This window comes from Hymenobacter segetis (assembly GCF_054776495.1).
In genome coordinates, this window is record NZ_BAAHBV010000002.1 from 1293486 (window position 1) to 1315375 (window position 21890).

Annotated in this window: 23 protein-coding genes; 15 read left to right on the plus strand and 8 right to left on the minus strand. The window is 59.0% G+C overall.

The window, feature by feature from the left end:
- The first annotated feature begins 190 nt into the window (after positions 1 to 190).
- The 4 genes from ACYU70_RS15875 (at position 191) to ACYU70_RS15890 (ending at position 3870) form a co-directional block, all read left to right on the plus strand.
- Positions 191 to 1582 (plus strand): peptidylprolyl isomerase, encoded by a 1392-nt coding sequence (locus ACYU70_RS15875; protein WP_342295220.1) that lies wholly within the window; start codon positions 191 to 193, stop codon positions 1580 to 1582.
- Positions 1583 to 1731: 149 nt separating this feature from the next.
- Positions 1732 to 2697, plus strand: coding sequence for an AAA family ATPase (locus ACYU70_RS15880; RefSeq protein WP_342295219.1), 966 nt, complete (start codon positions 1732 to 1734; stop codon positions 2695 to 2697).
- A gap of 130 nt (positions 2698 to 2827) precedes the next feature.
- The gene (locus ACYU70_RS15885) at positions 2828 to 3253 is read left to right on the plus strand and encodes a hypothetical protein (RefSeq protein WP_342295218.1); all 426 of its coding nucleotides are present in this window, start codon (positions 2828 to 2830) and stop codon (positions 3251 to 3253) included.
- A gap of 68 nt (positions 3254 to 3321) precedes the next feature.
- Positions 3322 to 3870: a GNAT family N-acetyltransferase gene (locus tag ACYU70_RS15890; RefSeq protein ID WP_342295217.1), complete on the plus strand. Its 549-nt coding sequence runs from the start codon at positions 3322 to 3324 to the stop codon at positions 3868 to 3870.
- Positions 3871 to 3893: 23 nt separating this feature from the next.
- On the opposite strand, the gene ACYU70_RS15895 is transcribed toward ACYU70_RS15890, so the two are convergent.
- A complete protein-coding gene (locus ACYU70_RS15895; RefSeq protein WP_342295216.1) occupies positions 3894 to 5015 on the minus strand; it encodes a hypothetical protein in 1122 nt (373 codons plus the stop codon).
- A 370-nt stretch (positions 5016 to 5385) separates the two neighbouring features.
- Here ACYU70_RS15895 and recA point away from each other — a divergent pair, with 370 nt between their 5' ends.
- From recA to ACYU70_RS15915, 4 genes are all read left to right on the plus strand, one after another.
- On the plus strand, positions 5386 to 6417 hold the full coding sequence (gene recA / locus ACYU70_RS15900) for a recombinase RecA (protein WP_342295341.1): 1032 nt from the start codon (positions 5386 to 5388) through the stop codon (positions 6415 to 6417).
- Between the two features lie 213 nt (positions 6418 to 6630).
- Entirely contained in the window at positions 6631 to 7383 is a 753-nt protein-coding gene (locus ACYU70_RS15905) for a DUF3108 domain-containing protein (RefSeq protein WP_342295215.1), read from the plus strand.
- An 80-nt stretch (positions 7384 to 7463) separates the two neighbouring features.
- The gene (locus ACYU70_RS15910; RefSeq protein ID WP_342295214.1) at positions 7464 to 8144 is read left to right on the plus strand and encodes a hypothetical protein; all 681 of its coding nucleotides are present in this window, start codon (positions 7464 to 7466) and stop codon (positions 8142 to 8144) included.
- A gap of 70 nt (positions 8145 to 8214) precedes the next feature.
- Positions 8215 to 8910, plus strand: a complete 696-nt coding sequence (locus tag ACYU70_RS15915) for a response regulator transcription factor (protein WP_342295213.1) — start codon at positions 8215 to 8217, stop codon at positions 8908 to 8910.
- 9 nt (positions 8911 to 8919) lie between these two features.
- On the opposite strand, the gene ACYU70_RS15920 is transcribed toward ACYU70_RS15915, so the two are convergent.
- Complete coding sequence (locus tag ACYU70_RS15920; RefSeq protein ID WP_342295212.1) at positions 8920 to 9510, minus strand: DUF3575 domain-containing protein; 591 nt, start codon at positions 9508 to 9510, stop codon at positions 8920 to 8922.
- A gap of 88 nt (positions 9511 to 9598) precedes the next feature.
- Here ACYU70_RS15920 and ACYU70_RS15925 point away from each other — a divergent pair, with 88 nt between their 5' ends.
- Positions 9599 to 10669, plus strand: coding sequence for a sensor histidine kinase (locus ACYU70_RS15925; RefSeq protein WP_342295211.1), 1071 nt, complete (start codon positions 9599 to 9601; stop codon positions 10667 to 10669).
- Positions 10670 to 10694: 25 nt separating this feature from the next.
- On the plus strand, positions 10695 to 11408 hold the full coding sequence (locus tag ACYU70_RS15930; protein ID WP_342295210.1) for an RluA family pseudouridine synthase: 714 nt from the start codon (positions 10695 to 10697) through the stop codon (positions 11406 to 11408).
- 4 nt (positions 11409 to 11412) lie between these two features.
- Here the strand turns inward: ACYU70_RS15930 and ACYU70_RS15935 are convergent, their stop codons facing one another.
- Positions 11413 to 12873: a hypothetical protein gene (locus ACYU70_RS15935; protein WP_342295209.1), complete on the minus strand. Its 1461-nt coding sequence runs from the start codon at positions 12871 to 12873 to the stop codon at positions 11413 to 11415.
- A gap of 232 nt (positions 12874 to 13105) precedes the next feature.
- Here ACYU70_RS15935 and rplM point away from each other — a divergent pair, with 232 nt between their 5' ends.
- The 4 genes from rplM (at position 13106) to tsf (ending at position 15862) form a co-directional block, all read left to right on the plus strand.
- Positions 13106 to 13558: a 50S ribosomal protein L13 gene (gene rplM / locus ACYU70_RS15940; protein WP_342295208.1), complete on the plus strand. Its 453-nt coding sequence runs from the start codon at positions 13106 to 13108 to the stop codon at positions 13556 to 13558.
- Between the two features lie 36 nt (positions 13559 to 13594).
- A complete protein-coding gene (rpsI, locus tag ACYU70_RS15945) occupies positions 13595 to 13981 on the plus strand; it encodes a 30S ribosomal protein S9 (protein WP_168672488.1) in 387 nt (128 codons plus the stop codon).
- Between the two features lie 18 nt (positions 13982 to 13999).
- Positions 14000 to 14767 carry a 30S ribosomal protein S2 gene (gene rpsB / locus ACYU70_RS15950; protein WP_342295207.1) on the plus strand — a complete coding sequence of 256 codons (768 nt, stop codon included), beginning with the start codon at positions 14000 to 14002 and terminating at the stop codon, positions 14765 to 14767.
- Positions 14768 to 15025: 258 nt separating this feature from the next.
- Entirely contained in the window at positions 15026 to 15862 is an 837-nt protein-coding gene (gene tsf / locus ACYU70_RS15955) for a translation elongation factor Ts (RefSeq protein WP_342295206.1), read from the plus strand.
- Positions 15863 to 15918: 56 nt separating this feature from the next.
- Here the strand turns inward: tsf and ACYU70_RS15960 are convergent, their stop codons facing one another.
- From ACYU70_RS15960 to ACYU70_RS15975, 4 genes are all read right to left on the minus strand, one after another.
- Positions 15919 to 16551, minus strand: a complete 633-nt coding sequence (locus tag ACYU70_RS15960; RefSeq protein ID WP_342295205.1) for a DUF6624 domain-containing protein — start codon at positions 16549 to 16551, stop codon at positions 15919 to 15921.
- A 314-nt stretch (positions 16552 to 16865) separates the two neighbouring features.
- Positions 16866 to 17879: a DUF3089 domain-containing protein gene (locus ACYU70_RS15965; protein WP_342295204.1), complete on the minus strand. Its 1014-nt coding sequence runs from the start codon at positions 17877 to 17879 to the stop codon at positions 16866 to 16868.
- A 190-nt stretch (positions 17880 to 18069) separates the two neighbouring features.
- Positions 18070 to 19074, minus strand: a complete 1005-nt coding sequence (locus ACYU70_RS15970) for a hypothetical protein (RefSeq protein ID WP_342295203.1) — start codon at positions 19072 to 19074, stop codon at positions 18070 to 18072.
- A 125-nt stretch (positions 19075 to 19199) separates the two neighbouring features.
- Positions 19200 to 19601 carry a hypothetical protein gene (locus ACYU70_RS15975; protein ID WP_342295201.1) on the minus strand — a complete coding sequence of 134 codons (402 nt, stop codon included), beginning with the start codon at positions 19599 to 19601 and terminating at the stop codon, positions 19200 to 19202.
- A 177-nt stretch (positions 19602 to 19778) separates the two neighbouring features.
- On the opposite strand from ACYU70_RS15975, the gene ACYU70_RS15980 reads away from it, so the two are divergent.
- Complete coding sequence (locus tag ACYU70_RS15980) at positions 19779 to 20210, plus strand: hypothetical protein (RefSeq protein WP_342295200.1); 432 nt, start codon at positions 19779 to 19781, stop codon at positions 20208 to 20210.
- Positions 20211 to 20281: 71 nt separating this feature from the next.
- Here ACYU70_RS15980 and ACYU70_RS15985 read toward each other — a convergent pair whose 3' ends face one another.
- A complete protein-coding gene (locus tag ACYU70_RS15985) occupies positions 20282 to 21841 on the minus strand; it encodes a hypothetical protein (protein ID WP_342295199.1) in 1560 nt (519 codons plus the stop codon).
- Positions 21842 to 21890: the final 49 nt, after the last annotated feature.

Consider the following 21890-nt stretch of genomic DNA (forward strand, 5'->3'; position numbering starts at 1 on the left):
ACCACTAAACATTCGCTCATTCAGCCATTCCCTCATTCACTCAGTACCTAACTGCAACCTTCCGGGCGGGCTTCGGCTCCTTGTTTTTGTCTGCCAACGGATTTATGGTGAAATTTGTGGGCCCGTTTGGGTGTTAGCCCCGCACGGACCAGGCCGGGGCACCTGTCCACCGGCTTTTCAATACGACTTTATGCTTGTTAATGTGAACCGCGCCATAGCGCCGGCCCTGCTTACGCTATTGCTGCTACTGGGCTTTGTGCCCGCTTCCCAGGCCCAGTTGGGCATCAGCCGGCCCAAGGGCCAGCAGCTGCTCGATGGCATCATTGTGAAGGTGGACAACCAGATTGTGCTGCGCTCCGAGGTGGAGCTCATTTACGCCCAGGAGGTGGCCCGGGCCGAAGGCAAGCCCGTGGCACCGGATTTGAAATGCAAAATCCTGCAAAGCCTGGTGCTGAACAAGCTGATGCTGGCCCGCGCCGACGTCGACTCCGTGACGGTGGAGGACAAGCAGGTGAACAGCGAAGTAGACCGCCGCATGGCCTATTTCGCGCAGCAGATTGGCTCCGAGAAGCGCCTCGAGGAGCAGTACGGCAAGTCCATCAAATCGCTGAAAGACGACCTGCGGCCCCAGATTAAGGACCAGCTCACGCAGCAGAAAATGCAGGAAACCATCACCGGCAAGGTGGCGGTGACGCCGCGCGAAGTAGCCCAGTATTTTACCCGCATTCCGAAGGACAGCCTGCCATACTTCAGCACTGAGGTGGAAGTGGGCCAGATTGTGGTGCCGGCCCAGGTGAACGACAAGGCCAAGCAGGCCGCCATCGCCAAGCTCAATGACCTGCGGGCGCAGGTGCTGGCCGGGGCTGATTTTGCTACCCTCGCTAAGGCCAATTCGGAAGACCCGGGCTCGGCCAAGGAAGGCGGATATCTGGGCTTTTTCAAGCGCGGCGAGCTGGTGCCGGAATATGAGGCGGCTTCGATGAAGCTGGAGCCAGGCCAGATGTCGCCGGTGGTGCAGTCGCAGTTCGGCTTCCACCTTATTCAGTTCATTGAGCGCAAGGGCAACACGTATTCGACGCGCCACATCCTGCTGAAGCCAGAGACTGGCTCATCCGATATCAGTGCCTCGGCCAAGCTGCTGACCCGGCTGCGCCGCCAGATTCTGTCCGACAGCATCACTTTTGCCAAAGCGGCCAAGGACAACTCCTCGGATAAAACCAGCAGTAGCAACGGCGGCCTGCTCGCCAACCGCCAGGACGGCGGCTCGCGCCTGCCGCTTGATAAGCTTGACCCGGCCATCTTCTTCACGATTGATACGATGAAGGTGGGCCACATCACCCCGCCGATGGCCTACCGCACCGACGACGGCAAGGACGCCATGCGCATCCTGTGGCTGAAATCGAACACCCCGCCCCACCAGGCCAACCTGCAGGACGACTACCAGAAGATTGCCGCCGCCGCCCTCAACGAGAAAAAGACGAAGGCGCTGGACGAGTGGTTTGCCAAAAACCGTGGCACGGTGTACCTCGAAGTAGAGCCGGAATACGCCCAGTGCAAGGTGCTGGACGCGGTGGAGAAATAACCTTCGTCTTGTTTCCACTGTCATCCTGAGCGGAGCGAAGGGCCTTATCACCACTGAACGGTTTGTAGTAAACCAATCGATGCAAACGTGATAAGGTCCTTCGCTCCGCTCAGGATGACTGATTTTCCTCCTTCCTCTTAAAATCCCGAATGGCTCAATTCCAAAACGACAAAGAAGCTGCCGATGCCCTGGCCGCCTCCTTCCAGAAGCTGCGCCAGGAAATCGGCAAGGTCATCGTGGGGCAAGACGAGGTGGTGCGGCTGGTGCTTACCGCCGTGTTTTCGCAGGGCCACAGCCTGCTGGTAGGCGTGCCCGGCTTGGCCAAAACCCTGCTGATTCAGACCATTGCCGACTCACTGGATTTGTCGTTTAACCGCATCCAGTTCACGCCCGATTTGATGCCCAGCGATATCGTGGGCTCGGAAACGATGAACCAGCAGCGGGATTTTCACTTCGTGAAAGGCCCCATCTTCGCCAACATCATTCTGGCCGACGAAATCAACCGGACGCCGCCCAAAACCCAGGCCGCCCTGCTCGAATCGATGCAGGAATACGCCGTGACGGTGGCCGGGCAGCGCTACCCGCTCAGCCGCCCGTTCTTCGTGCTGGCTACGCAGAACCCCATCGAGCAGGAAGGCACCTACCCCCTGCCCGAAGCGCAGCTCGACCGCTTCATGTTCAACATCGAGCTGGGCTACCCGACATATGCCGAGGAGTTGAACATCGTGAAGCAGACGACTTCCAACATCAAGCAGACGGTCAACAAAGTCCTCCACGCCGCCGACATTCAGGCCTTCCAGGAGCTGGTGCGCCGGGTGCCGGTGGCCGATAACGTGGTGGAATACGCCGTGGGCCTCGTGCACAAAACCCGCCCCAACACCGAGCGCGCCGCCCCCCGCACCAACCAGCTGCTGGAATGGGGAGCCGGTCCCCGCGCCTCGCAGCACCTCATCGTGGGTGCCAAGTGCAACGCCCTGCTCAACGGCAAATACTCGCCGGATATTGAGGACGTGCGCGCCGTGGCCGTGCCGATATTGCGCCACCGCCTCGTGCGCAACTTCAAAGCCGAAGCCGAAGGCATCGGCGTGGAGCAGATTGTGAAAGAACTTTTGTAGAAAACGTCTGTCATCCTGAGCGCAGCGAAGGACCTTATCACCGATGAACAATTGGCAGTAATTACTGCTCCAAACGTGATAAGGTCCTTCGCTCTGCTCAGGATGACAAAAGCCCTGACAAGTCCCTAATATGGAAGCCCAAGCCTACTATCAGCAATTTGAGCGCAACGTGCGCATCATCCTCGACGCCCTGGCCGCCGGCCTCGACCTGCGCACCACGGCCCTCGAAACCAGCCTGCCCATTGAAGTGTACGTGCTGTGCGAGGTGCTGAACCAGGGCGCTGGCGAGGACTTCACTCTTAGCGCCAGTGGCGTGGCTCGGCTGGCCGAGTTCCAGCAGCAGTTCATGAAGCACGAGGGCCAGACGCTGGCCGCCATGCAGCGCGTGCTGGCCGACAAGCGCGGCACCATGCGCACCCCCGAAGGCCGCGTGCTGGTGAAGGAAATGCTCATCCGCCGCCTCGAATTCTTCAACGAAGCCGCCCGGCAGGTGAACGTGATGCGCACCCAGCAGGCCCTGGGCAGCCCCAGCCAGTACGTGGGCGAGAACAAATAGCCGATTTATTTCTTGTGAAAGGGCCGCTTCCGGACACGGAGGCGGCCCTTTTTCCGTAGTACGCTGCTATGCTGCCCCGCGCCCCGCTCTACACCGAACGCCTCTGCCTGCGCCCCTACGAGCCGGCCGATGCCGATGCGTTTTTCGCGTTGCTGCACGCCGACCGTCCCCGCTTCCAGGCCTCCTTCCCCGACCGCCTGCAAGCCGTGCGGTCCGTGGCCGATGCCGTGGTGTCCCTGCGCACCTTCGCCGAGGACTGGCGCACCGGGCGCTTCTACGTGTTCGGCATCTGGCACCGCGCCACGGCCGAATATGTGGGTGATATCTGCCTCATGCCCCAGCAAAAGGGCCAGGCCGAAATCGGTTACTACCTGGCCGCCGCCGCCGAGGGCCACGGCTACGCCCGCGAGGCCCTGGCCGCCGTCATCGACTTTGGCTTTAATACGGTGGGCAGCCAGCGCCTGCTCATCCGCTGCTTTCAGGGCAATGTGCGCGGGCAGGCCGTGGCGCGCGCCGTGGGCTTTCAGCCAGAGCCGCCGCCCAAGCGCCCGCTCTGGTTCCGTAATTCGGATACGCTAAGCCAAATCTGCCGCTTCTGGCTCGTGCGCAACGCCTGACGCGGGCCAAATCGCCCCACCGGCTACTGCCCCACCCGCACGCGTTTACCCACGTTGCCCAGCAGCCAGTCCTGCCGGAAATTGAAGTACATCCCGAAGGAATAATCCAGCAGCTTGGCGTTGAGGTCGAACACCGGTTCGACCCGCGCTGAGAGCGCGGCACCGTCGGAAATGCGGAAGTCGCGCAGCAGCCGCACCATGATAATCTTGCGCTTGGGGTCCAGAAAATCCGGGTTCGACACCGTGCGCGAAGCGCTCTGGTACAAGTCGCCCCCCAGCGGCGACATGAAGCGCGAACCCTGCCAGTAGCTCACCATCACATCAGCGTAGCGGGTTTCGAGGGTACCGTTCAGATACAGCGCCCGGCCGTATTGAAACGGAAACTGGCCCTTCGTGAAGGAATAATCCTGATACCCGAGCACGTAGCCATTGAACCGCACGGCCCGCAGCGTGGGCCCGTCCAGGGTGCGGCGCGCCTCCAGGCCAAAGGCCTCGTTGAACACCGTTTGCAGGGGCTTGTCCAGCGTATCAATCTGCCCGCCGTGGTGGATGGCCGTGAACTGAAACGGGATGGCCACCGTCCAGCGGCTGTTGTCGGGGCTGATGCGGTAGCTGCTGGTCAGGCCGCCGGCCACTTCTTCCTGGTAGTTGCTGTAGCGGTACTGCTGGCGCTGCCAGTCCACCCACTGGTCCACAAACAGCCGCGAGCCTGTGTAGCGCATCTGAATGCCTTCCTCCAGCGGGTTCAGCATCACCCGCTCGAAGTTGAACATCGGCTCGATGTAGTTGTGGTGCAGGTTTGCCCGGATGTTGCCCAGGATTATCTGCTGCTTGCCCGTGGTCCAGGTGGCCCGAAACGTGGGCCGCACCGCCTTCAACACCGGGTTGCCGAAGTCTTTCCAGATGAACACGCCGCCTTCCAGCCGCAGGTCTTTGGTGGGATAATAAACGAGTTGCGGGTTCAACTGCGTACCGTACAGCGTGTAGCCGTCTACAATCTTGTTGAAGTATTCGTTGTCCTTGAAGAAGGTGAAGGCATTGAGCGAGACGCGCAGGTCCCCGGCAGCCGCCGGATTTGCTGCCCGAATAATATTTGCCGTTACAGAATCAGTTTCCTTCCTCTGTTCATTTAGCAAATTATCCATCTCCATGTGGCCTTCCGGCCTGCCTGGAGTAGGACTTGTAAACGCCCGATTGTCCAATTGCGCCTGTGCTGTTTCCACTCTAATTAGCACAGCCACAAGGCCAACTAATATTTTTAGATAATTCCTCATATATTTCGCCTCTCAACGGCACCAAACCACTAACCTCTGTGTTAGAAAAAGCCGCCGCAAAACAGCCCATTCGGGGCCTTTAACAAGGAATAGATTTATTCGATTGCGACCCGGCCAAAACCAGTAACTTTACCAAACCTAATCCCTTTTTCTCAAATACCCCCACATGGCACTAGCTACCAAAGCGGCTCCGAAAGCCGAAAGAGTTGAAAAGGCGGAAGTCAACACCGCGGCCGAAAAAATGAAAGCCCTCCAGCTCACCCTGGACAAGCTGGATAAGGCCTATGGCAAAGGCACCGTAATGAAGCTCTCCGACAACAAGGTGGGCGACATTCCAAGCATCAGCACCGGCTCGCTTTCGCTCGACATTGCCCTCGGCATTGGCGGCGTGCCCCGCGGCCGCGTCATCGAAATCTACGGCCCGGAATCGTCGGGTAAGACCACGCTGACCATGCACATGATTGCCGAAGCGCAGAAGAAAGGCGGCATGGCCGCGTTCATCGACGCCGAGCACGCCTTCGACAAATCCTACGCCGAGAAACTGGGCATCGATACCAGCAACCTGCTCATCGCCCAGCCCGATAACGGCGAGCAAGCCCTCGAAATCGCCGACCAGCTGATTTCGTCCGGCGCCATCGACATCATCGTGATTGACTCCGTGGCCGCCCTCGTACCGAAAGGCGAACTCGAAGGCGACATGGGCGACTCGAAAGTGGGCCTGCACGCTCGCCTCATGAGCCAGGCCCTGCGCAAGCTCACCGGCACCATCAACAAAACCGGCTGCTGCTGCGTGTTCATCAACCAGCTCCGTGAGAAAATCGGCGTAATGTTCGGCTCGCCCGAAACCACCACCGGTGGTAACGCCCTGAAATTCTACGCTTCCGTGCGCCTCGATATCCGCCGCATCGGCCAAATCAAGGAGGATAAGGACAACGTGACCGGCAACCGCACCAAGGTGAAGGTGGTGAAGAACAAAGTAGCGCCGCCCTTCAAAGTGGTCGAGTTCGACATCATCTACGGCCAGGGCATTTCCAAAGTCGGTGAGATTGTGGACCTTGGCGTCGACATGGGCATCATCGGCAAGTCGGGCTCGTGGTTCAACTACGGCGAAACCAAAATCGGCCAGGGCCGCGAAGCCGTGAAGACTTTGCTGCTCGACAACCCCGAGTTGGCCGCCGAAATCGAGAAGAAAATCCGCGACATGGCCAAGGGCGACGAGGACGTAATTCCCGTTGACATGAGCATTCCGGAGGACGGCGAAGACACGCTGTAAGCACAGCCGCACCTTCCGTAAATAATCCAAAGCCCGTTGCAAATCGCAACGGGCTTTTTTTATGTTCGTACCTTTACCTTAGCTCCGGGGCTGGCATTACGTTTGTCTAGGGTCAGGCTGCCCCTTCTTTTTATTATAGTTATTGATATGACGCGCCGCTGGTTATTTCTTACTCCTGCTCTCCTGGTATTGCTCGCCTCCGCCCAGCTCGCAATGGGCCCTGGCGATGCCGTGCGCAACGTTCCACAATCCAGCTTCGGGCGCGGCGAAACCATTCGCTACACCGTCCACTACGGCCTCATCAATGGCGGCGAGGCCACCGTGGAAACCGGCGGCAGCCTGGAGCGCGTGAATGACCGGCCCTGCTACAAGGCCACCGTGAGCGGCAAAACCACCGGCTCGTTCGACTTTTTCCTGCGCATCCGCGACCAGTGGCGGGCCTACATCGACACCACCAGCATCCTGCCCATCCGCGCCCAGCGCGACATCGCCGAGAAGAACTACCGCAAGAAGGAAACCGTCGATTTCGACCACCTGCGCGACGTGGCTGAGGTGCAGGACCACAACAAGGAAAACCCCAAGCACACCACCGTGAAGGTGGCCAACAACACCTTGGAGCTGGTGAGCGGCTTTTATTACCTGCGCACCATCAATTTCGACCGCATGAAAGTGGGCGACGTGGTGCGGATGCCCGGCTACTTCGACGGTGACAATTTCATCCTGGACGTGGTGTACAAAGGCCGCGAAGTGGTGGAAACCAAAGCCGGCGACGTGCGCGCGTTCAAGCTGGTGCCCAAAATGCCCAATAATAAGCTATTCCGGGGCGAAAACGCCATTTCAGTGTACCTCTCTGATGACCGTAACAAGATTCCGGTGCTGTTTCAGGCCGAGATGTTCGTGGGCACCGTGAAGGTGGACATGGTGCGCTACCAGGGCCTGAAGTGGAAACTGAACCTGGCCAACTAGCCAAGCGCGGCAGCAAGAGCATTCTTAATATCAGTATATCTATTGCCTGCCTGGCCTGACGGGTTACTTTCGTAGTAACCATGAACGCCATCCAGCATTTTATTGTCAATTTTTCGTCGGTTCCGCTCGTGGTGGCGTGCGTGGTGGGGCTGGTCCGGTACCGCCGGTACGAGGCCGTGCGACGCTACTTGGCGTGGCTGTCGTGGCTGGCGTTGGTGGTTACGGTGGTGTCTTTATGGTTTCAGCGCCACCACCAGCCCAACCTGTTTCTGGCCCCTATTGATACCGCCATCGAGTTTACGCTGCTGGGCCTGATGTACCGGCGGGCGCTGTGGCCGCATCCCGTGGCCCGGTATCTGCCGGTTGGCATCGGCCTGTTTGTGTTGGGCACGGCGCTCACCAGCTGGCCCCGGCCCGGCACGGTCGAGTTCAGCCCCATCCAGCATTTCATCGAAAGCGTGGCCATGCTGGTCCTGGTGGGGCTGTATTACAGGCGCGTGCTCAAGACATTGCCCGTATCATTGGCACCATTGGAGCGCGAGCCAATGTTCTGGATTTCGGCGGGCGTGTTGCTGTATTTCTCGGCCAACAGCCTGATTTTTCTCACCAGTAACCTGGTCCTGTTTCAATCCAAAGAGCTCAGTCTGAATATCTGGGCCATTCACGCCCTGCTGTACTCTTTTCTGAATGGGTTCTTCATCGTAGCGCTGTGCCTCCCGTCGCCGCCGCCGGAACGGCTGCCGGACATCACACAATCGTAACATGATGCCGGCCGCCGGGAGCGGTACTTTTGCGGAAACATTGCCTCGCTTCACCTAAGCCCCAAACGCCGTGACTGCTGCCAAAACGCCCGTGTACAAGATTCTCGTGGTTGATGACGACCCGGACATTGTCGAGCTGCTGGAGTTCAACCTGAAGAAGGAAGGCTACCAAACCGCCTCCGCCTCCGACGGCCGCAAAGCCCTGGAAGTAGCCGCCGAGTTTCACCCCGACATCATCCTGCTCGACGTGATGATGCCCAACCTCGACGGCATCGCCGCCTGCCGCCTGCTGCGCGAAAACCCCAAGTTCAAGGACACCTACATCCTGTTCCTCACCGCCCGGGCCGAAGAATTCTCCGAGGTGGCCGCCTTCGAGGCCGGGGCCGACGACTTCATCGCCAAGCCCATCAAGCCGCGCGCCCTGCTCGGCCGCCTGGCCGCCGTGAAGCGCCGCGACCAGGACCCCCACGCCGCAGTAGATGCCATCGACATCAACGGCCTGCGCATCGACCGCACCGCCTTCGCCGTGTATCAGGAAGGCAAGAAAATCACCCTTCCCAAGAAGGAATTTGAGCTACTGGCCTTCCTGGCCGCCTCGCCCCACAAGGTGTTCAACCGCGAAGAGCTGCTCCAGAATATCTGGGGCAACGACGTATTCGTGCTGGCCCGCACCGTGGACGTGCACGTGCGCAAAGTGCGCGAAAAAGTGGGCGACCACCACATCCAGACCATCAAGGGCGTGGGCTACAAGTTCAACGTGGACTAGCGGCAGGCATTATTCTGTCGCTTTGCCGAATGCGTAGCCAATCGACAAGCCGGGGCGCAACTCCAAGCCGACAATTCCTCCACGAACGTCTAGGGTTCCATGGTTATCATCAAGGTTATCAACACTTCCGGCAGCATATCCCACCCCCAGAAAGGGCTCGATGCTGAGGTGCCCGGCAATGATACCCTGCCAACCCAGCACGCCGCCCCCGCCGAAGGTGGTGAGCGTAGCTTTGTCCTGCGTGGGAGCATTCGAGAGAAAGGTGGAAGTTTCAGTGAAGTTGAAATGCTGAAAGCGCAGGTATGGCCCGAAGAAAAACCCGCGCAGCGCTTCGGTTCCGGAATGAAAACGGTACTCCCCCGTTAGCCCAAATCCTCTGAATTGGGTTTCGGAGGAGAAAGTACCCGAATGTTTGTCGTTGTAGTTAGTGACGAAAGCGCCCAGATTTAGACTGCGGTCAACGGCAATTTGATGTTCCCAAAAAACCGAGCCCGTCTGCACGGCTAAGCTTACTGCGTTAATTTTGACGACGTTGCTCTGCGCCTGGGCAGCGGCCGCGCCCCCAAGCAAAATGGCAGATAGGAGTACTAGTTTTTTCATCAAATCGGACGGTTGGTAGGCCGGGCGGAATTGCCGGACGATAAAGGTATGTATTCGCCTCATAAGTCCCGCCTTTCCATATTTGCGCATGAATTTATCCTCTCGCACCATTGCCATCCTTATCGCGCTGCTGGTGGCGGGCGTGCTCACTACCTATGCCCGCATCGGCCCCACGCTGCCGTTTCGGGAGGCATTTCTGGCGGCGGGTGTTACGGTGGCGGCTTGTTTTCTGCTGATTTATCTGTCGTTTGAAGCCCTGATTTTCCGGGAAATCAACGGCATTTACGCGGGTCTGGAGCACATCAAACGCAAGGAATTCAAGAAGCTGAGCAACAAATTCCTGTTCCGGCCCGAGCCGGTGAAGCGCGTGCGCGACGAAATCCTGCTCATGGCCGAGCGCCGTCAGCAGGAATTAGATGAACTGGTGCGCCTGCAAGCCCTGCGCCGCGAGTTTCTAGCCGATGTTTCGCACGAATTGAAGACGCCGCTTTTTGCCGCCCAGGGCTTCGTCCACACCATTCTTGATGACGAGGACGACGAAATTGACCTGGCCACCCGCCGCAAGTTCCTGCGCAAAGCCGCCGCAAGTCTCGACACGCTTGATGCGCTCGTACAGGACCTGGTCACCATCGCGCAGCTCGAAAAAGGCGTGGTGCGGATGCGCCGCCAGCGCTTCGATTTGATTGTGCTGGTGCGCGAAATCTTCGAGCTGCTGGAGCAGCAGGCCGCCCGGCGCGGCACCCACCTGGAGCTATTCCCGCCCAGCCTGCCCGAAACCGGCCTGCTGGTAGTGGCCGACCGCAACCGCATCCGCCAGGTTCTCATCAATCTGATTGACAACGCCATTAAGTACGGCCGCGACAAAGGCCGCGTAGTGGTTTCATTGGTTGAAAGCGGCCGTTCCGTTCGCATTGCCGTGCGTGACGACGGCGCGGGCATCGCCCCCGAGCATCAGGGCCGCATTTTCGAGCGGTTTTATCGCATCGATAAGAGCCGTTCGCGGGAGTCGGGTGGCTCGGGGCTGGGCCTGGCCATCAGCAAGCACATTGTGGAGGCGCACAAGTCCACCATCAAGGTAAAAAGCACCGTGGGCGAGGGCACCACGCTGGAATTCAAGCTGAACAAACCCAAAAATGGCGCGGTGGGAAGCGCGGCCTGAGGCCGTCGTACCTTTGCGGCCTCTTATGAAGCTCCCGAATTTCTCCGACCTCGTTATTTTCGAAAACGACGATTACCTCGTCGTCAACAAGCCGCCGTTTCTGGCCACGCTCGATGAGCGGGTGGGCGGCGCGCCCAACATGCTACGCCTAGCCCGCCAGCACCACGACGACATCCAGGCCGCCCACCGTCTCGACCGCGAAACCAGCGGCGCGCTGGCCTTCGCCAAAAACCCGGCCGCCTACCGCCACCTCGCCATGCAGTTCGAAAACCGCGAGGTAAAAAAGCAGTACCACGCCGCCGTGTGGGGTACCCCGCAGTTCGACCACCAGCTGGTGGAGCGCAGCATTGAAACCACCACGCGCGGCAAAGCGCGCCTCGCCTACAAGGGCAAGCCCGCCGAAACCTACTTCACCACCCTCGAAAACTTCGCCCGCCACTCGCTCATTCTCTGCGAGCCCGTCACCGGCCGCATGCACCAGATTCGCCTGCATCTGATGTACCTGCAGGCCCCCATTATTGGTGATAAGGACTATGGTGGGGAGGATTTCTACCTGTCTTCGCTGAAGAAAAAATTCAACGTGAAAGAGGGCGAGGAAGAACAGCCGTTCATCAAGCGGTTTGCTCTGCACGCCCTCAAGCTGCAGTTTACCGGGCTGGATGGCGAAGAAATCAGCGTGGAAGCTCCGTATCCGAAGGATTTCCGGGTGCTGGTGGATGTACTGGCCCAGAATCGGTAAATCCTTACCGCACCCGCTCAAACACGACTACGCGTACGGTGTCCCGCTCGGGGTGGTAGGGGTCGCGGGGAAGGGCTGCTTGCCAGCGTTGGCGGAAGCGGTTGTCTGCCTGGAGCTGGGCCATCGGCAGGCGCCCCTCAACCGGAAAAAACCAATCATCCCATATCAGCAGCGTGCCCACGGGCAGGAGTTCGAGATGGGGAGCCCAGTTCAGGTTAGTACTAGGGTGCTTTTCCAGGTTGAAAAAGTCGTTTTGAGTGGCCATCGATACGTAAGGAAACTCGTAGGCGAGGGGCCGGGTAGTGTTGTTGGTTTGGCGCAGCCAAGCCGCCGCGCCCTCTGCCACTTGCTGGTCGGCAGACTGGCCAAAGTCGCGCTGCCAGCGAAAGGCATTACGCGCCCCGGTGAATAAGAACGCCACCGCCGCTACCGCCCCCGCCAGGCGAATGCGCCGCTGCGCTTTCTCCGACCTGCCTAGCTCGGCTAACCAAGCCAATCCATTGAGAGCCACCACGGCAAACAACGGCGCGGTAACGGTCAGCACGCGCGTCAGGCCAAAGGAATTAAACAGTCCTTTCGCCCAAAAGATAGTATGCGCCAGAATGAACACCGTAATGCTGCCGTACACCAGCAGCAATTCTGCGCTGAAAAGCGGTTGCTGCCAGCGCTCCGGTTGGGCGCAGTGACGTAGCATTCGCACGCCACCCAGGGCGGCCAGCACCGTGAGCACCCAGCCCAGCAAGCCCGGCAGGCTAATCAGGAAATGATTCCAGTCGCCGTGCCCGTACACCGATACCGTACCGTAGGGATTGTGGCCAAATACCCAGCCCGGCTCGCCAAACACGATGCCGCCAACCACGCTGTACACGGCGTAGCCCAGCACCAGCAGCGGCAAGCTGCGCCACTGCCGACGCCAAGCCAGGAACACCACCCAGATACCAATTAATATAAAGCCCTCGGAGCGCACGAAGGGCAGCCAGGAAATCAGGGCCGCCGACCAGCCCGGCCGTTTCGTCATGGCCAGAGCCACTGAGCCTATTAATATCAGCCCAAACAACGGCTCTGTAAGGCCCGAAAACTGAATGAGAAAATAGTCCGGCGTGACATAGGCAAACAGTATAGCCAGCTCCGGCGCGGGAAGGCGCAGCGCCCGCGCCACCACGTAGGCGCACCACGCCGATGCGGCCACCACCACGCACTGAAACAGCTTCATGCCAATAAAACCCGCCTGCGCCGGCCCCGAAGCCAGCAGCGTAAACAGGGGCTTGGCCCACGAATCCAACAGATTCAACGGGTGCTGAAAGGCATAGTGGGCAAACAAATAGTGCTTGATGCTGTCGCCCGAATCGTAAGTCCCTTTGGTGAGGAAGGCCATCACCACCGACAGGCCCAGCAGGCCCGCCAGCAATAACCGGACACGGCGGTCAGTATAAGAAGCGTCGGGATGGGAAGCGAGTAGATTCATATGGAGCACCGGGGCCGGCAGCAAGCAATAAGCGGCAAAAGTACGCGCCAGCCCATGTAGCCCCGATACGATTTAAGCCGCTGTAAGCACAGACACAATGCTTTCACAGAAAAACTACTGCGCTGCACTTGTCTATTTCCCCATAAATCAGTACCTTTGTGTCCGTTTTTCCCGAAGCCCAAGCGGCTCCGCACTCTTATTCAATAGTTTAGCATACCTTTTTTTTCGACTCATGGACCACCTGAGCTTCAAGACGACCCACGTCAGCAAGGCCAACGCCCAGAAGAGCTGGGTTATCATCGACGCCAGCGTCGCCCCTCTGGGCCGCGTTTGCTCGCAGATTGCCAACATTCTGCGCGGCAAGCACAAGCCTTCGTTCACGCCTAACGCTGATTGCGGTGACAACGTCATCGTCCTCAACGCTGACAACCTGCGCGTAACGGGCAAGAAAATGACCGAGAAGGTCTACATCACCCACTCGGGCTACCCCGGCGGCCAGAAGCGTCGCACTGTGCGCGAGCAGATGAACCGCGACTCGCGTCGTGTCATCGAGCACGCTGTGAAAGGCATGCTGCAAGGCAACAAACTCGGCTCGGCCCAGTACCGCAACCTGTACGTGTACGCCGGCATGGAGCATCCGCACGAGGCACAGCAGCCCGTTGCTATCGAACTCAAAAACCTGTAAGCCACGACGGCTTACGCTCTTTAATTTTCTCACTAAATGGCAATTACCAACACCTCTGGTAGAAGAAAAACCTCGGTGGCCCGCATTTACATGCAGGCCGGGCAAGGGAATATCACTATCAATGACCGGGACATGAAGTCGTATTTCAGCAACGAGTTGCTGGAAAACGTAGTCAACCAGCCCCTGGCAATTCTTGAGCAAGTCGGCCAGTACGACATCAAGGTGAACGTGAAAGGCGGTGGCATTTCGGCTCAGGCTGAAGCTATCCGTCTGGCAATCACCAAGGCGCTCGTTAGCGACAACGAAGAAACCCGTCCTGCTTTGAAGAAGGAAGGTTTCCTCACCCGCGACCCGCGCATGGTGGAACGCAAGAAATTCGGCAAGCGCAAAGCTCGTCGCTCGTTCCAGTTCTCGAAACGCTAAAACCAGGAGGATACTATCATGGCTCAGACGACTTATAAGGACCTGCTCGACGCAGGTGCCCATTTTGGTCACCTCACCCGCAAGTGGGACCCCAAAATGGCGCCGTACATCTTCATGGAGAAGAACGGCATCCACATCATCGACCTCAACAAAACGTTGGTTTCGCTTGATTACGCTGCCACGGCTATTCGCAACATCGCGAAAAGCGGCCGCAAAATCATGTTCGTAGCCACGAAAAAGCAGGCGCAGGAAATCGTTACGACGGAAGCCGAGCGTTTGAAGATGCCTTTCGTGACCGACCGGTGGTTGGGCGGCATGCTCACCAACTTCGCCACGGTTCGCAAGAGCCTGAAGAAGATGGCCACCATCGATAAGATGGTGAAAGAGAACACGGCCTACGCCGCTCTTGCCAAGCGTGAGAAGCTGATGATGTCGCGTGAGCGCGCCAAGCTGGACCGCGTACTCGGTGGTATCGCCGACCTCGGCCGTCTGCCCGCTGCCCTGTTCATCGTGGACGTGAAGCGCGAGCACATCGCCGTGAAAGAAGCCCACAAACTGGGTATCCCCGTTTTCGCTATCTGCGACACGAACTCGAACCCCGAGCTGGTTCAGTTCCCGATTCCTGCTAACGACGATGCTTCGAAATCTATCCAACTGATTGTTGGTGTGATTGGTAAGGCCATCGAAGACGGCCTGTCGGAGCGCAAAGTTGACAAAGAAGACGCCGACCGCAAAGAAGCCGACGAGGCTGCTGTTGCTGAAAAGACGGCTGCTGACGAAGAATAGTCCCTTCTTAGCTCTTTGAAAAAAGGGAACCTTCGAGTAGTCTAGGCTCCGGAGGTTCCCTTTTTTATTTACTCCCCTCCTTACCAAGGAGGGGATGTTCGAACCGAAGGTTCGGACGGGGGTGGTTATGGCATTGAACAGTGCGGAACGATTCAGACGCCCACAACCACCCCAGCTGACGCTTCGCGCCAGCGTCCCCTCCTTGGTAAGGAGGGGAGTTTGAAGTTCATTCCTCAACCCTCCCAAATAAATACTCTAATGGCCGCTATTACCGCCGCAGACGTAAATAAGCTCCGCACCATGACCGGTGCGGGCATGATGGATTGCAAAAAAGCCCTGGTGGAAGCCGACGGCGACTTCGAAGCCGCCCGCGACATCCTGCGCAAGCACGGCCAGAAAATCGCTGACAAGCGCGCCGACAACGAAACGTCGGAAGGCCTTGTGCTGGTGAACGTGAGCGAAGACGGCACCAAAGGCAAACTGGTGGCCTTGGCTTGCGAGACTGAATCGGTAGCTAAAGTGGCTAACTTCCGTGAGTTGGCTCAGCAAATCCTGGACACCGCTATCCGCATCGACGCTGGCACGAAAGAGGACATCCTCGCAGCCAAAGCTTCGGACGGCCTGACCGTGCAGGAGCACGTGACCGACCTGATGGGCAAAATCGGCGAGAAGCTGGAAGTGACTTACGCTACGCTGACCGCTGAGAAAGTGGCTTCGTACATCCACTCCGACAACAAGAAGGCCGTACTCGTGGGCCTGAAAAACGTTGGTTCGGCTGATGCCGCTGCCGTAGGCCGCGACGTGGCTATGCAAATTGTAGCCATGAAGCCTATCGCCGTTGATAAAGATGGTGTGGATGCTTCCATTGCTGAGCGTGAAATTGAAGTAGGCAAAGAGCAGGCCCGCGCCGAAGGCAAGCCCGAGGCTATGCTGGAGAAAATTGCTCTCGGCAAACTCAACAAGTTCTACAAGGACAACACCTTGCTGAACCAGGAATTCGTGAAAGACAACTCGATGACCATCGCCCAGCTGCTCGACAGCAAGTCGAAAGGCATGACGGTTTCGGACTTCAAGCGTGTGGCTATCGGCGCTTAATTGCGGCTGACTGCTGAATGAGAAAGGCCCGCTGGCATTGCGCTAGCGGGCCTTTTTTATTGTGCCTGTGGTTGGGGCTTATTCATTTGCCTGGTCATTTCAGCCATCCCATCCAAATATTTCTGTAGCGGTTCCATCCCAATAGCAGCACGACGTTTATCTACATTTTTGGGGTCGCGCAATGACACCGGAACAGCAATGACTTTACTAAAGTCCTTCCCTACATATCCTGTGTATGTTACTTGGGTTCCATATTCCTCAAGCTGTCCAGCATTAGTTGCTATGCGGTCAGTCAGGTAAGCATAGTCGGCTGGGGCGGCATTCTTTCTTTTCACCTCGGGCAGCATCAGGCGCAACACTTGCCGCTGAAAATCGGGGTATGCATCGGCGTGTTGCACCAAGAGCCAGAAGTTGTGGGCGCTTTTTTCGCCCACTTGCTTAAAGCCAGGGTAGCCGTACTGCTTCACAATTCTTTCCAAGATGGGCTGATGGCGGGCAAAGTTGATTTTTTCAACTTGGACTAAATTTCGCCCGGCGCTATCGGGAAGCTGCTGGAACATTCGCTGCATCGGCCACTGGTCAACATAAGCCAAGCTGTCGAGGGTTTTGCTGAGCTTTGGATAGCGTACGGGTGTTGTTTGCGCGGTGGCAGATAAACTTGCCATCAGCATAACCAGAAGTATTTTCATGGGATTAGTTAGCAAGGTGAGTATGCGCAACCGCTCGAACTGTTTGATGATGCAATTACTGGTGTAGCAGTTGCCAAGCCCGTACCCGCGCCTTAACGTTCTCGCGGATGTCCTTGGAAATAGCGGGTGGTCAGCGATAAAGAAATGGCTGTAGCCTTCGTTGATAAAAAACCAAAGCGGGCTACAACCCTGTAGCCTTTGCGGATAAAAAATTGAGGCATGCTACAACGCGGCAGCATGCCTCAATTTTTTATCCGCAAAGGCTACATGCTATACAGGTCGGCGATGGTTGAGAAAGGTATTTCTAAATCGATTCATTGACTATTGCGTCCCTGCCACGCGTGCACCCGCGCCTTGGCGTTCTCGCGGATATTCATGTAGAACAGGCCGTAGTCGGCGATGTGGTAGGAATGGCGCAGCTCGGGGCGGCCGGGGAGCAGGAAGCGCGGGTAGCCGCCGGGCTTGGGCGGAGTTATCCAGAGGAGACCCTGATGGACTTTGGCATCGGTGACTTGCGGGTCGATGCGCTTGAAATCCTGGCTGACGCCGCCGCGGTTGAGGGTGGCGGGGGCTAGCAAGGTGTCAAGCGTCCAGGTGAGGGGATTGGTGGCAACGAAGGGGTGAAAGGGCGGATAGTCGTTGCCGGTGGCCACGGAATTGTAGCTGATAAAGCAGCCGGTGGCGAGCGAATCGGGGCAGGGCCGGATGGTTTGGTACTCGTCGGGCTTCACTTTGAAGCCGATAAGGTAGGCGGCCACGAGCTGGTGGCGCAGCTTAGGGTCGTTATCGAAAAACTCGTGGAGGAGGCGCGTGGCGTGGGCCGTGCCCTGGCTGTGGCCGGCAATGATGATGGGGCGGCCTTGGTTGTAGTGGGCGAGGTAGTACTGAAAAGCGGTTTTTACGTCGGCGTAGGCGAGGTCGAGGGCGGCCTGGCCGTTGGTGGTTTCCTCGTCGAAGAAGGAATAGAGCGTGGCTTGGCGGTAGCGCGGGGCGTAGATGCGGCCGGCCGCATTGAAGGCGCTGGCCTGGTGGCGGATGGTGCTTTTGTCGGTGTAGCGGTTTAACTTCTCCCGGCCGAGGTCGGCGTTCCAAGCGGCACGCCAATAGTAGGTGGTGGGGTGGATAAAGAAAACATCGGCGGCGGCAGTGGCTTGCTCGTCGCGGAGGTTGGACTGCTCGGGCACGGCGTCGGCGGAATCGCGGCGGGTGGGCAGAGCGGCCCAGAGGCTATCATGGGCGTAATCGGGGCCGGGCGCAGGCGTGTAGGTGGCGAAGTCGTGGCGGGGTTTGAGGAGGTTGAGGCAGCTGGTGAGCGGCAGCAGAATCAATAGCGGTAGAAAGTAGTGACGAAAAGGATACTTGAACACGGACATGATATAGATAGGCCGTCATGCTGAGCGGAGTCGAAGCATCTCTACCGCAGTAGTAATCCCCGTCGATTGGGTTAGTTACACGGTAGAGATGCTTCGGCTGCGCGGACGCCAGATGAGCATGACGTTCTTTTTCTTGGTTAAGCAATTACAAACCCGGCCAGTTTCTCAACTCGCGCGGACTTCCGTCTGAGTTGTAAAGCAAGCTCAGCGGCTCGGCGGGTTTGGCTACTACGTCGGCGAGGGTGATGTTCCAGCGTTGCCACATTTCGGCCAGGGTTTGGGTGTAGGCGCTGTTTTCCCAAGGGTTGAAGATGGCGCCGGTAACGTCGTCGATGAGGGCGTCGAAGACGATTTGGGTGTCACCGGGGCGCGGGTGGCGGGGGTAGATATCCGGCACGACGTGTAGCAGGTGGGCAGCGTAGTACACGCGGGCCTTGAATTCGGCAATCTGGACCGGATGCAGCGGGCGTTGGGCATCGGCGTACACCTTGCGCATAGCTTGGCCCACGAGGCCGATATCGACCAGGCAGGCGACCAGCACGGTTTTATCGAGCTTGATGCTAAAAACGAGGGTATTCAGGTCGTCATCGTACTCGAAGGGCGTCACGTCTTCGGTCGGGTCGGCTTCGAGGACGAAAACGGAGCCGGGCACGAAATCGGCGTATTCGGTGGGCACGCGCAGGCCTTGCAGCAACTGAAAAAATGCCTGGAAGCGGCGTACCAGCGCGGCGTTTTCGGCCAGCGGGTACTTGGGCTTTATCAGGGGCTCGAATTCGTTCAGCAGCTCGGTGATGAAGATGCCGTAGAACATTTTGCCCATCCAGAGGAAAAGCGTGTCATCGCCGAGGGCGCGCAGGGCAGCGGGGCCTTGCGCGGCGGCGGCCTCTACCCTACCCTCCAGCTCTTCGATGCGCTGGCGGGCGGCGGGGGCAGCGGGCAAGCGCAAATCCTTGATGAGGACGGTGCGCTGGTCGAGGAGCTGAATGGGGCGCTCGGCCAGGTTATAGCGGGTCTGCAGCCACTCGGCGAAGACGGGAACGGTATCATCGGGGCCAACGGGCTGGCCGCTGAGGAAGCAGGTTTCGGGGCCGAAGCGCATGCCATCGAATGGGTCGTAGGGCAGCAGGTCGGTGGGAGATAATGGAGCCATAAAAAGCAGTAGCGCGAGCTTGGTGGTTCGCGTCGCCACGCGGCCAACCGGAATTTTTCCGGGTAGCGCGGGGACGCGAACTACAAAGTTCGCGCTACAATGGTTACGGCGAGGCAGCCGGCAGCTTACTTCGAGAGCGTGTTGCCGGCTTTGATGAGCTGCTTGCTCAGGTTGGCGAGGGGCGCGGCGTAGTCGCCGCCGGCCTCTTCGGCTACTTTGGCGGTTTCGGCCCCCAGGCTGGCGAGGATTTCCGCGATGTCGTGGGCGGGGGTTTTAGCATCAGCCAGTAGGTCGCTGAGCTGGCTGAGTTCCTGCTTGATTTTGGCTAGGCCGGGGCGGTCGGAGGCGGCCAGCACGGCCGCCCAGCGCTCAACCTCGGTGCGGCCCTGCGGGCCGGCGTTGGTGGGCGTACTGGCCGTGAGGAAAGTGAGCGTATCGTCGAGCAGGGCAGTATTTTGCTGGTCGCTTACGGCCATGGGCACGGCGGGCGTGGCGGGCGTTTGCGGAGTGGCGGCGGTGGAATCCATGGGAATGCAAGAATAAGAAGATGCGTGAGGGCTATACTGTTGCGGGCCGATAAAAGTTAGCTGGGCGGTTTGCACCGGCTGGTTCGGAGCGAAACCCGTTGGGCCTGCCCCGCCCGTGGGTTACCTTTTTCCTCCTCGTTGATTAACCGTCAAATCTCACTCTCAAATTCAACGACCATGAAAATCTCCGTTAAAGCCCTCTTCGTAGCCGCTGCCGTCGCCTTCACCGCCACCGCTTGCGAGCAAACCAAAACTACCGAAACCACGACCACCACGCCCGAAGGTACCACTGCTACCGTAACCACCGATAGCACTGCCACCACGGCTACCGAAGCTGGTGCCGCCGCCGGCGCTGCCGTCGACAATGCCTCGGCCAACATGAAAGCTGGTGCCCAGGAAGCCGGTGCCAAAATGGACGCCGCCGCCGAAAAAGCCGGCGCTAAAATGGACGCCGCCGGTGCCAAAATGGACGCCAAAATGGACGCCGCCGGTGCCAAGATGGATGCCAAAATGAACGCCGCCGGTGCCAAAATGGACGCCATGGGCGACGCTGCCGCCAAATCGGCCCAGCAGACCAAAGAGAACATGAAAGAAGCCGCTAAGAAGTAATTCCAGTCGGCCCTGATTTCCTGAAAAGCCCCGCGCAAGTGATTGCGCGGGGCTTTTTTTATGCGCAATACTCAGGCATTGGCAATTTCCAGCAGCACGTCGTAGTACGGGCGGCCCAGGGTGCGGGCACGCAGCCAGGAGTAGAAGCTGATGACCTGCAGGTCTTCGCGCTCCTCGGAAATGAAGGCGGGCAGGTGCGTCACGCGGTTGCCAAAATCGTGGTTGTGCGCGGTGGCGGGGTTTTCGATGAGCTCGCGCACCAGGCTCAGGTAAATGAGCACGGGGTGATAGGGGCCACCGGCGGGTACGGCCTGGGTGGCGGTGGCCGCATCGGCGGGCACGGCGGGAAACAGCTCGCGGATGGTGCGCTCGATGGCGCGCAGGCGGGTCAGGGCCTGCTCGGTATTGTCGAGCTCGATTTGGATGAGCATTTCGCCGATGTTGCGGTTCAGCATCCATTCCAGACCGAGGTGCTGCTCCAGCCAGTGGTCGGTGCGGGCCAGGCTGAGCAGGGCTTGGTTGGCTTTGGCAAACTTGCCTTCGGCGAAGTAGTGGAACGTGAGCTGGAAGCGGGCGGTGAGGTCATCGGCGGTGGCGAGGGCTTTGGGGCCGCGCAAAGTGGCTTCGAGCAGGCTGATGCTTTCGGCATTGCGGCGCAGGAAGGCGTAGTTGGCGGCCAGCAGGAAGGTGAAGCGCGGCGCAAACTCGCTGAACTGCCGGCCCGGCCCGGCGCTCATCAGCGCAGTGCCTTTTTCCAGGTATGCCACCGACTCGGCAAAGCGGCGGGAGCGGTACAGGGCGTGGGCCAGCATGTAGAGCAGCTTGAGCTGGTGCCCGCGCTGGGCCGGCGCAAAGCCGTGGCGGCGCTCCATCAGATTATAGCAGCGCTCGATAAAAACGGCAAACGACGTAAAATCGCGCCGCACCAGCATGGCGCTGCGCGTGATGGACATGAGCCGGCTCAGCAGCGAGGGCGAACGGGCGAAGGCTTCCTGCAAGTCGTATTCGGCCAGAATCTGCTGCAAAATGGCATCGACGGATACCGTGGCCCGGCCACGCACCCGCGCCTCGCGCAGGCGCTGGCGCAGCAGGCTGTCGGCAATGTTGGCCCGCTCCTCCTCATCGGCGGCTTTTTTGTTGGCCCGGTAGCGGGGCAGGATTTCGTCGAGTGGCGCGGCGTGGGGCGATTCAGCGTGCTGAATCTGGAGGTTGTACACGGCGTTCAGCTGCTCGTACTGCTCGGTTTCGCGGCCCAGCTTTTCGGCTTTGCGCAGGGTGGTCCAGGCCAGGCGCGGGATGCCGGCTTCAAACAGATACTGGGCCAGGGTCAGGTGGCCGCGCACGGTGGCGGCGGCCGTGGTATCGAGCTGGCGCTGGCGCAGCAGCAGGTAGTCGGTGAGGTGGCGCATGAGGCGCTTGCGCAACGCGTAGTAAGCCACGGGGTTGGGCGCATCAGGGTAGAGCTGGGCGATGAGCTGCTCAGTTTTCAGCTCCTTGGCTCGCACCAGCAGCTCGTAGAGGCGCGAATCGAGCCGGCCGATGGTTTTGCGGCGCTGCCGCTGAATGAAGCGGCCAAAATCGCGCCGGTCGTCGGGGCTGAGAGTGAGGAGCGTGGTGCGCAGGTCGTCCATTGGTGCAGTAGATAGAGATTTTCGATTATTTAGGACACGAATTAATATC

Coding starts and splice junctions, on each gene's coding strand:
- recA (WP_342295341.1), top strand. CDS start 5,386: ATGAAAGCCCTCCAGCTCACCCTGGACAAGCTGGATAAGGCCTATGGC.
- ACYU70_RS15920 (WP_342295212.1), bottom strand. CDS start 9,510: ATGAAAAAACTAGTACTCCTATCTGCCATTTTGCTTGGGGGCGCGGCC.
- ACYU70_RS15905 (WP_342295215.1), top strand. CDS start 6,631: ATGGGCCCTGGCGATGCCGTGCGCAACGTTCCACAATCCAGCTTCGGG.
- ACYU70_RS15930 (WP_342295210.1), top strand. CDS start 10,695: ATGAAGCTCCCGAATTTCTCCGACCTCGTTATTTTCGAAAACGACGAT.
- ACYU70_RS15960 (WP_342295205.1), bottom strand. CDS start 16,551: ATGAAAATACTTCTGGTTATGCTGATGGCAAGTTTATCTGCCACCGCG.
- ACYU70_RS15935 (WP_342295209.1), bottom strand. CDS start 12,873: ATGAATCTACTCGCTTCCCATCCCGACGCTTCTTATACTGACCGCCGT.
- ACYU70_RS15975 (WP_342295201.1), bottom strand. CDS start 19,601: ATGGATTCCACCGCCGCCACTCCGCAAACGCCCGCCACGCCCGCCGTG.
- ACYU70_RS15880 (WP_342295219.1), top strand. CDS start 1,732: ATGGCTCAATTCCAAAACGACAAAGAAGCTGCCGATGCCCTGGCCGCC.
- tsf (WP_342295206.1), top strand. CDS start 15,026: ATGGCCGCTATTACCGCCGCAGACGTAAATAAGCTCCGCACCATGACC.
- ACYU70_RS15875 (WP_342295220.1), top strand. CDS start 191: ATGCTTGTTAATGTGAACCGCGCCATAGCGCCGGCCCTGCTTACGCTA.
- ACYU70_RS15885 (WP_342295218.1), top strand. CDS start 2,828: ATGGAAGCCCAAGCCTACTATCAGCAATTTGAGCGCAACGTGCGCATC.
- ACYU70_RS15895 (WP_342295216.1), bottom strand. CDS start 5,015: ATGGATAATTTGCTAAATGAACAGAGGAAGGAAACTGATTCTGTAACG.
- ACYU70_RS15980 (WP_342295200.1), top strand. CDS start 19,779: ATGAAAATCTCCGTTAAAGCCCTCTTCGTAGCCGCTGCCGTCGCCTTC.
- rpsB (WP_342295207.1), top strand. CDS start 14,000: ATGGCTCAGACGACTTATAAGGACCTGCTCGACGCAGGTGCCCATTTT.
- rplM (WP_342295208.1), top strand. CDS start 13,106: ATGGACCACCTGAGCTTCAAGACGACCCACGTCAGCAAGGCCAACGCC.
- ACYU70_RS15910 (WP_342295214.1), top strand. CDS start 7,464: ATGAACGCCATCCAGCATTTTATTGTCAATTTTTCGTCGGTTCCGCTC.
- ACYU70_RS15925 (WP_342295211.1), top strand. CDS start 9,599: ATGAATTTATCCTCTCGCACCATTGCCATCCTTATCGCGCTGCTGGTG.
- rpsI (WP_168672488.1), top strand. CDS start 13,595: ATGGCAATTACCAACACCTCTGGTAGAAGAAAAACCTCGGTGGCCCGC.
- ACYU70_RS15985 (WP_342295199.1), bottom strand. CDS start 21,841: ATGGACGACCTGCGCACCACGCTCCTCACTCTCAGCCCCGACGACCGG.
- ACYU70_RS15970 (WP_342295203.1), bottom strand. CDS start 19,074: ATGGCTCCATTATCTCCCACCGACCTGCTGCCCTACGACCCATTCGAT.
- ACYU70_RS15890 (WP_342295217.1), top strand. CDS start 3,322: ATGCTGCCCCGCGCCCCGCTCTACACCGAACGCCTCTGCCTGCGCCCC.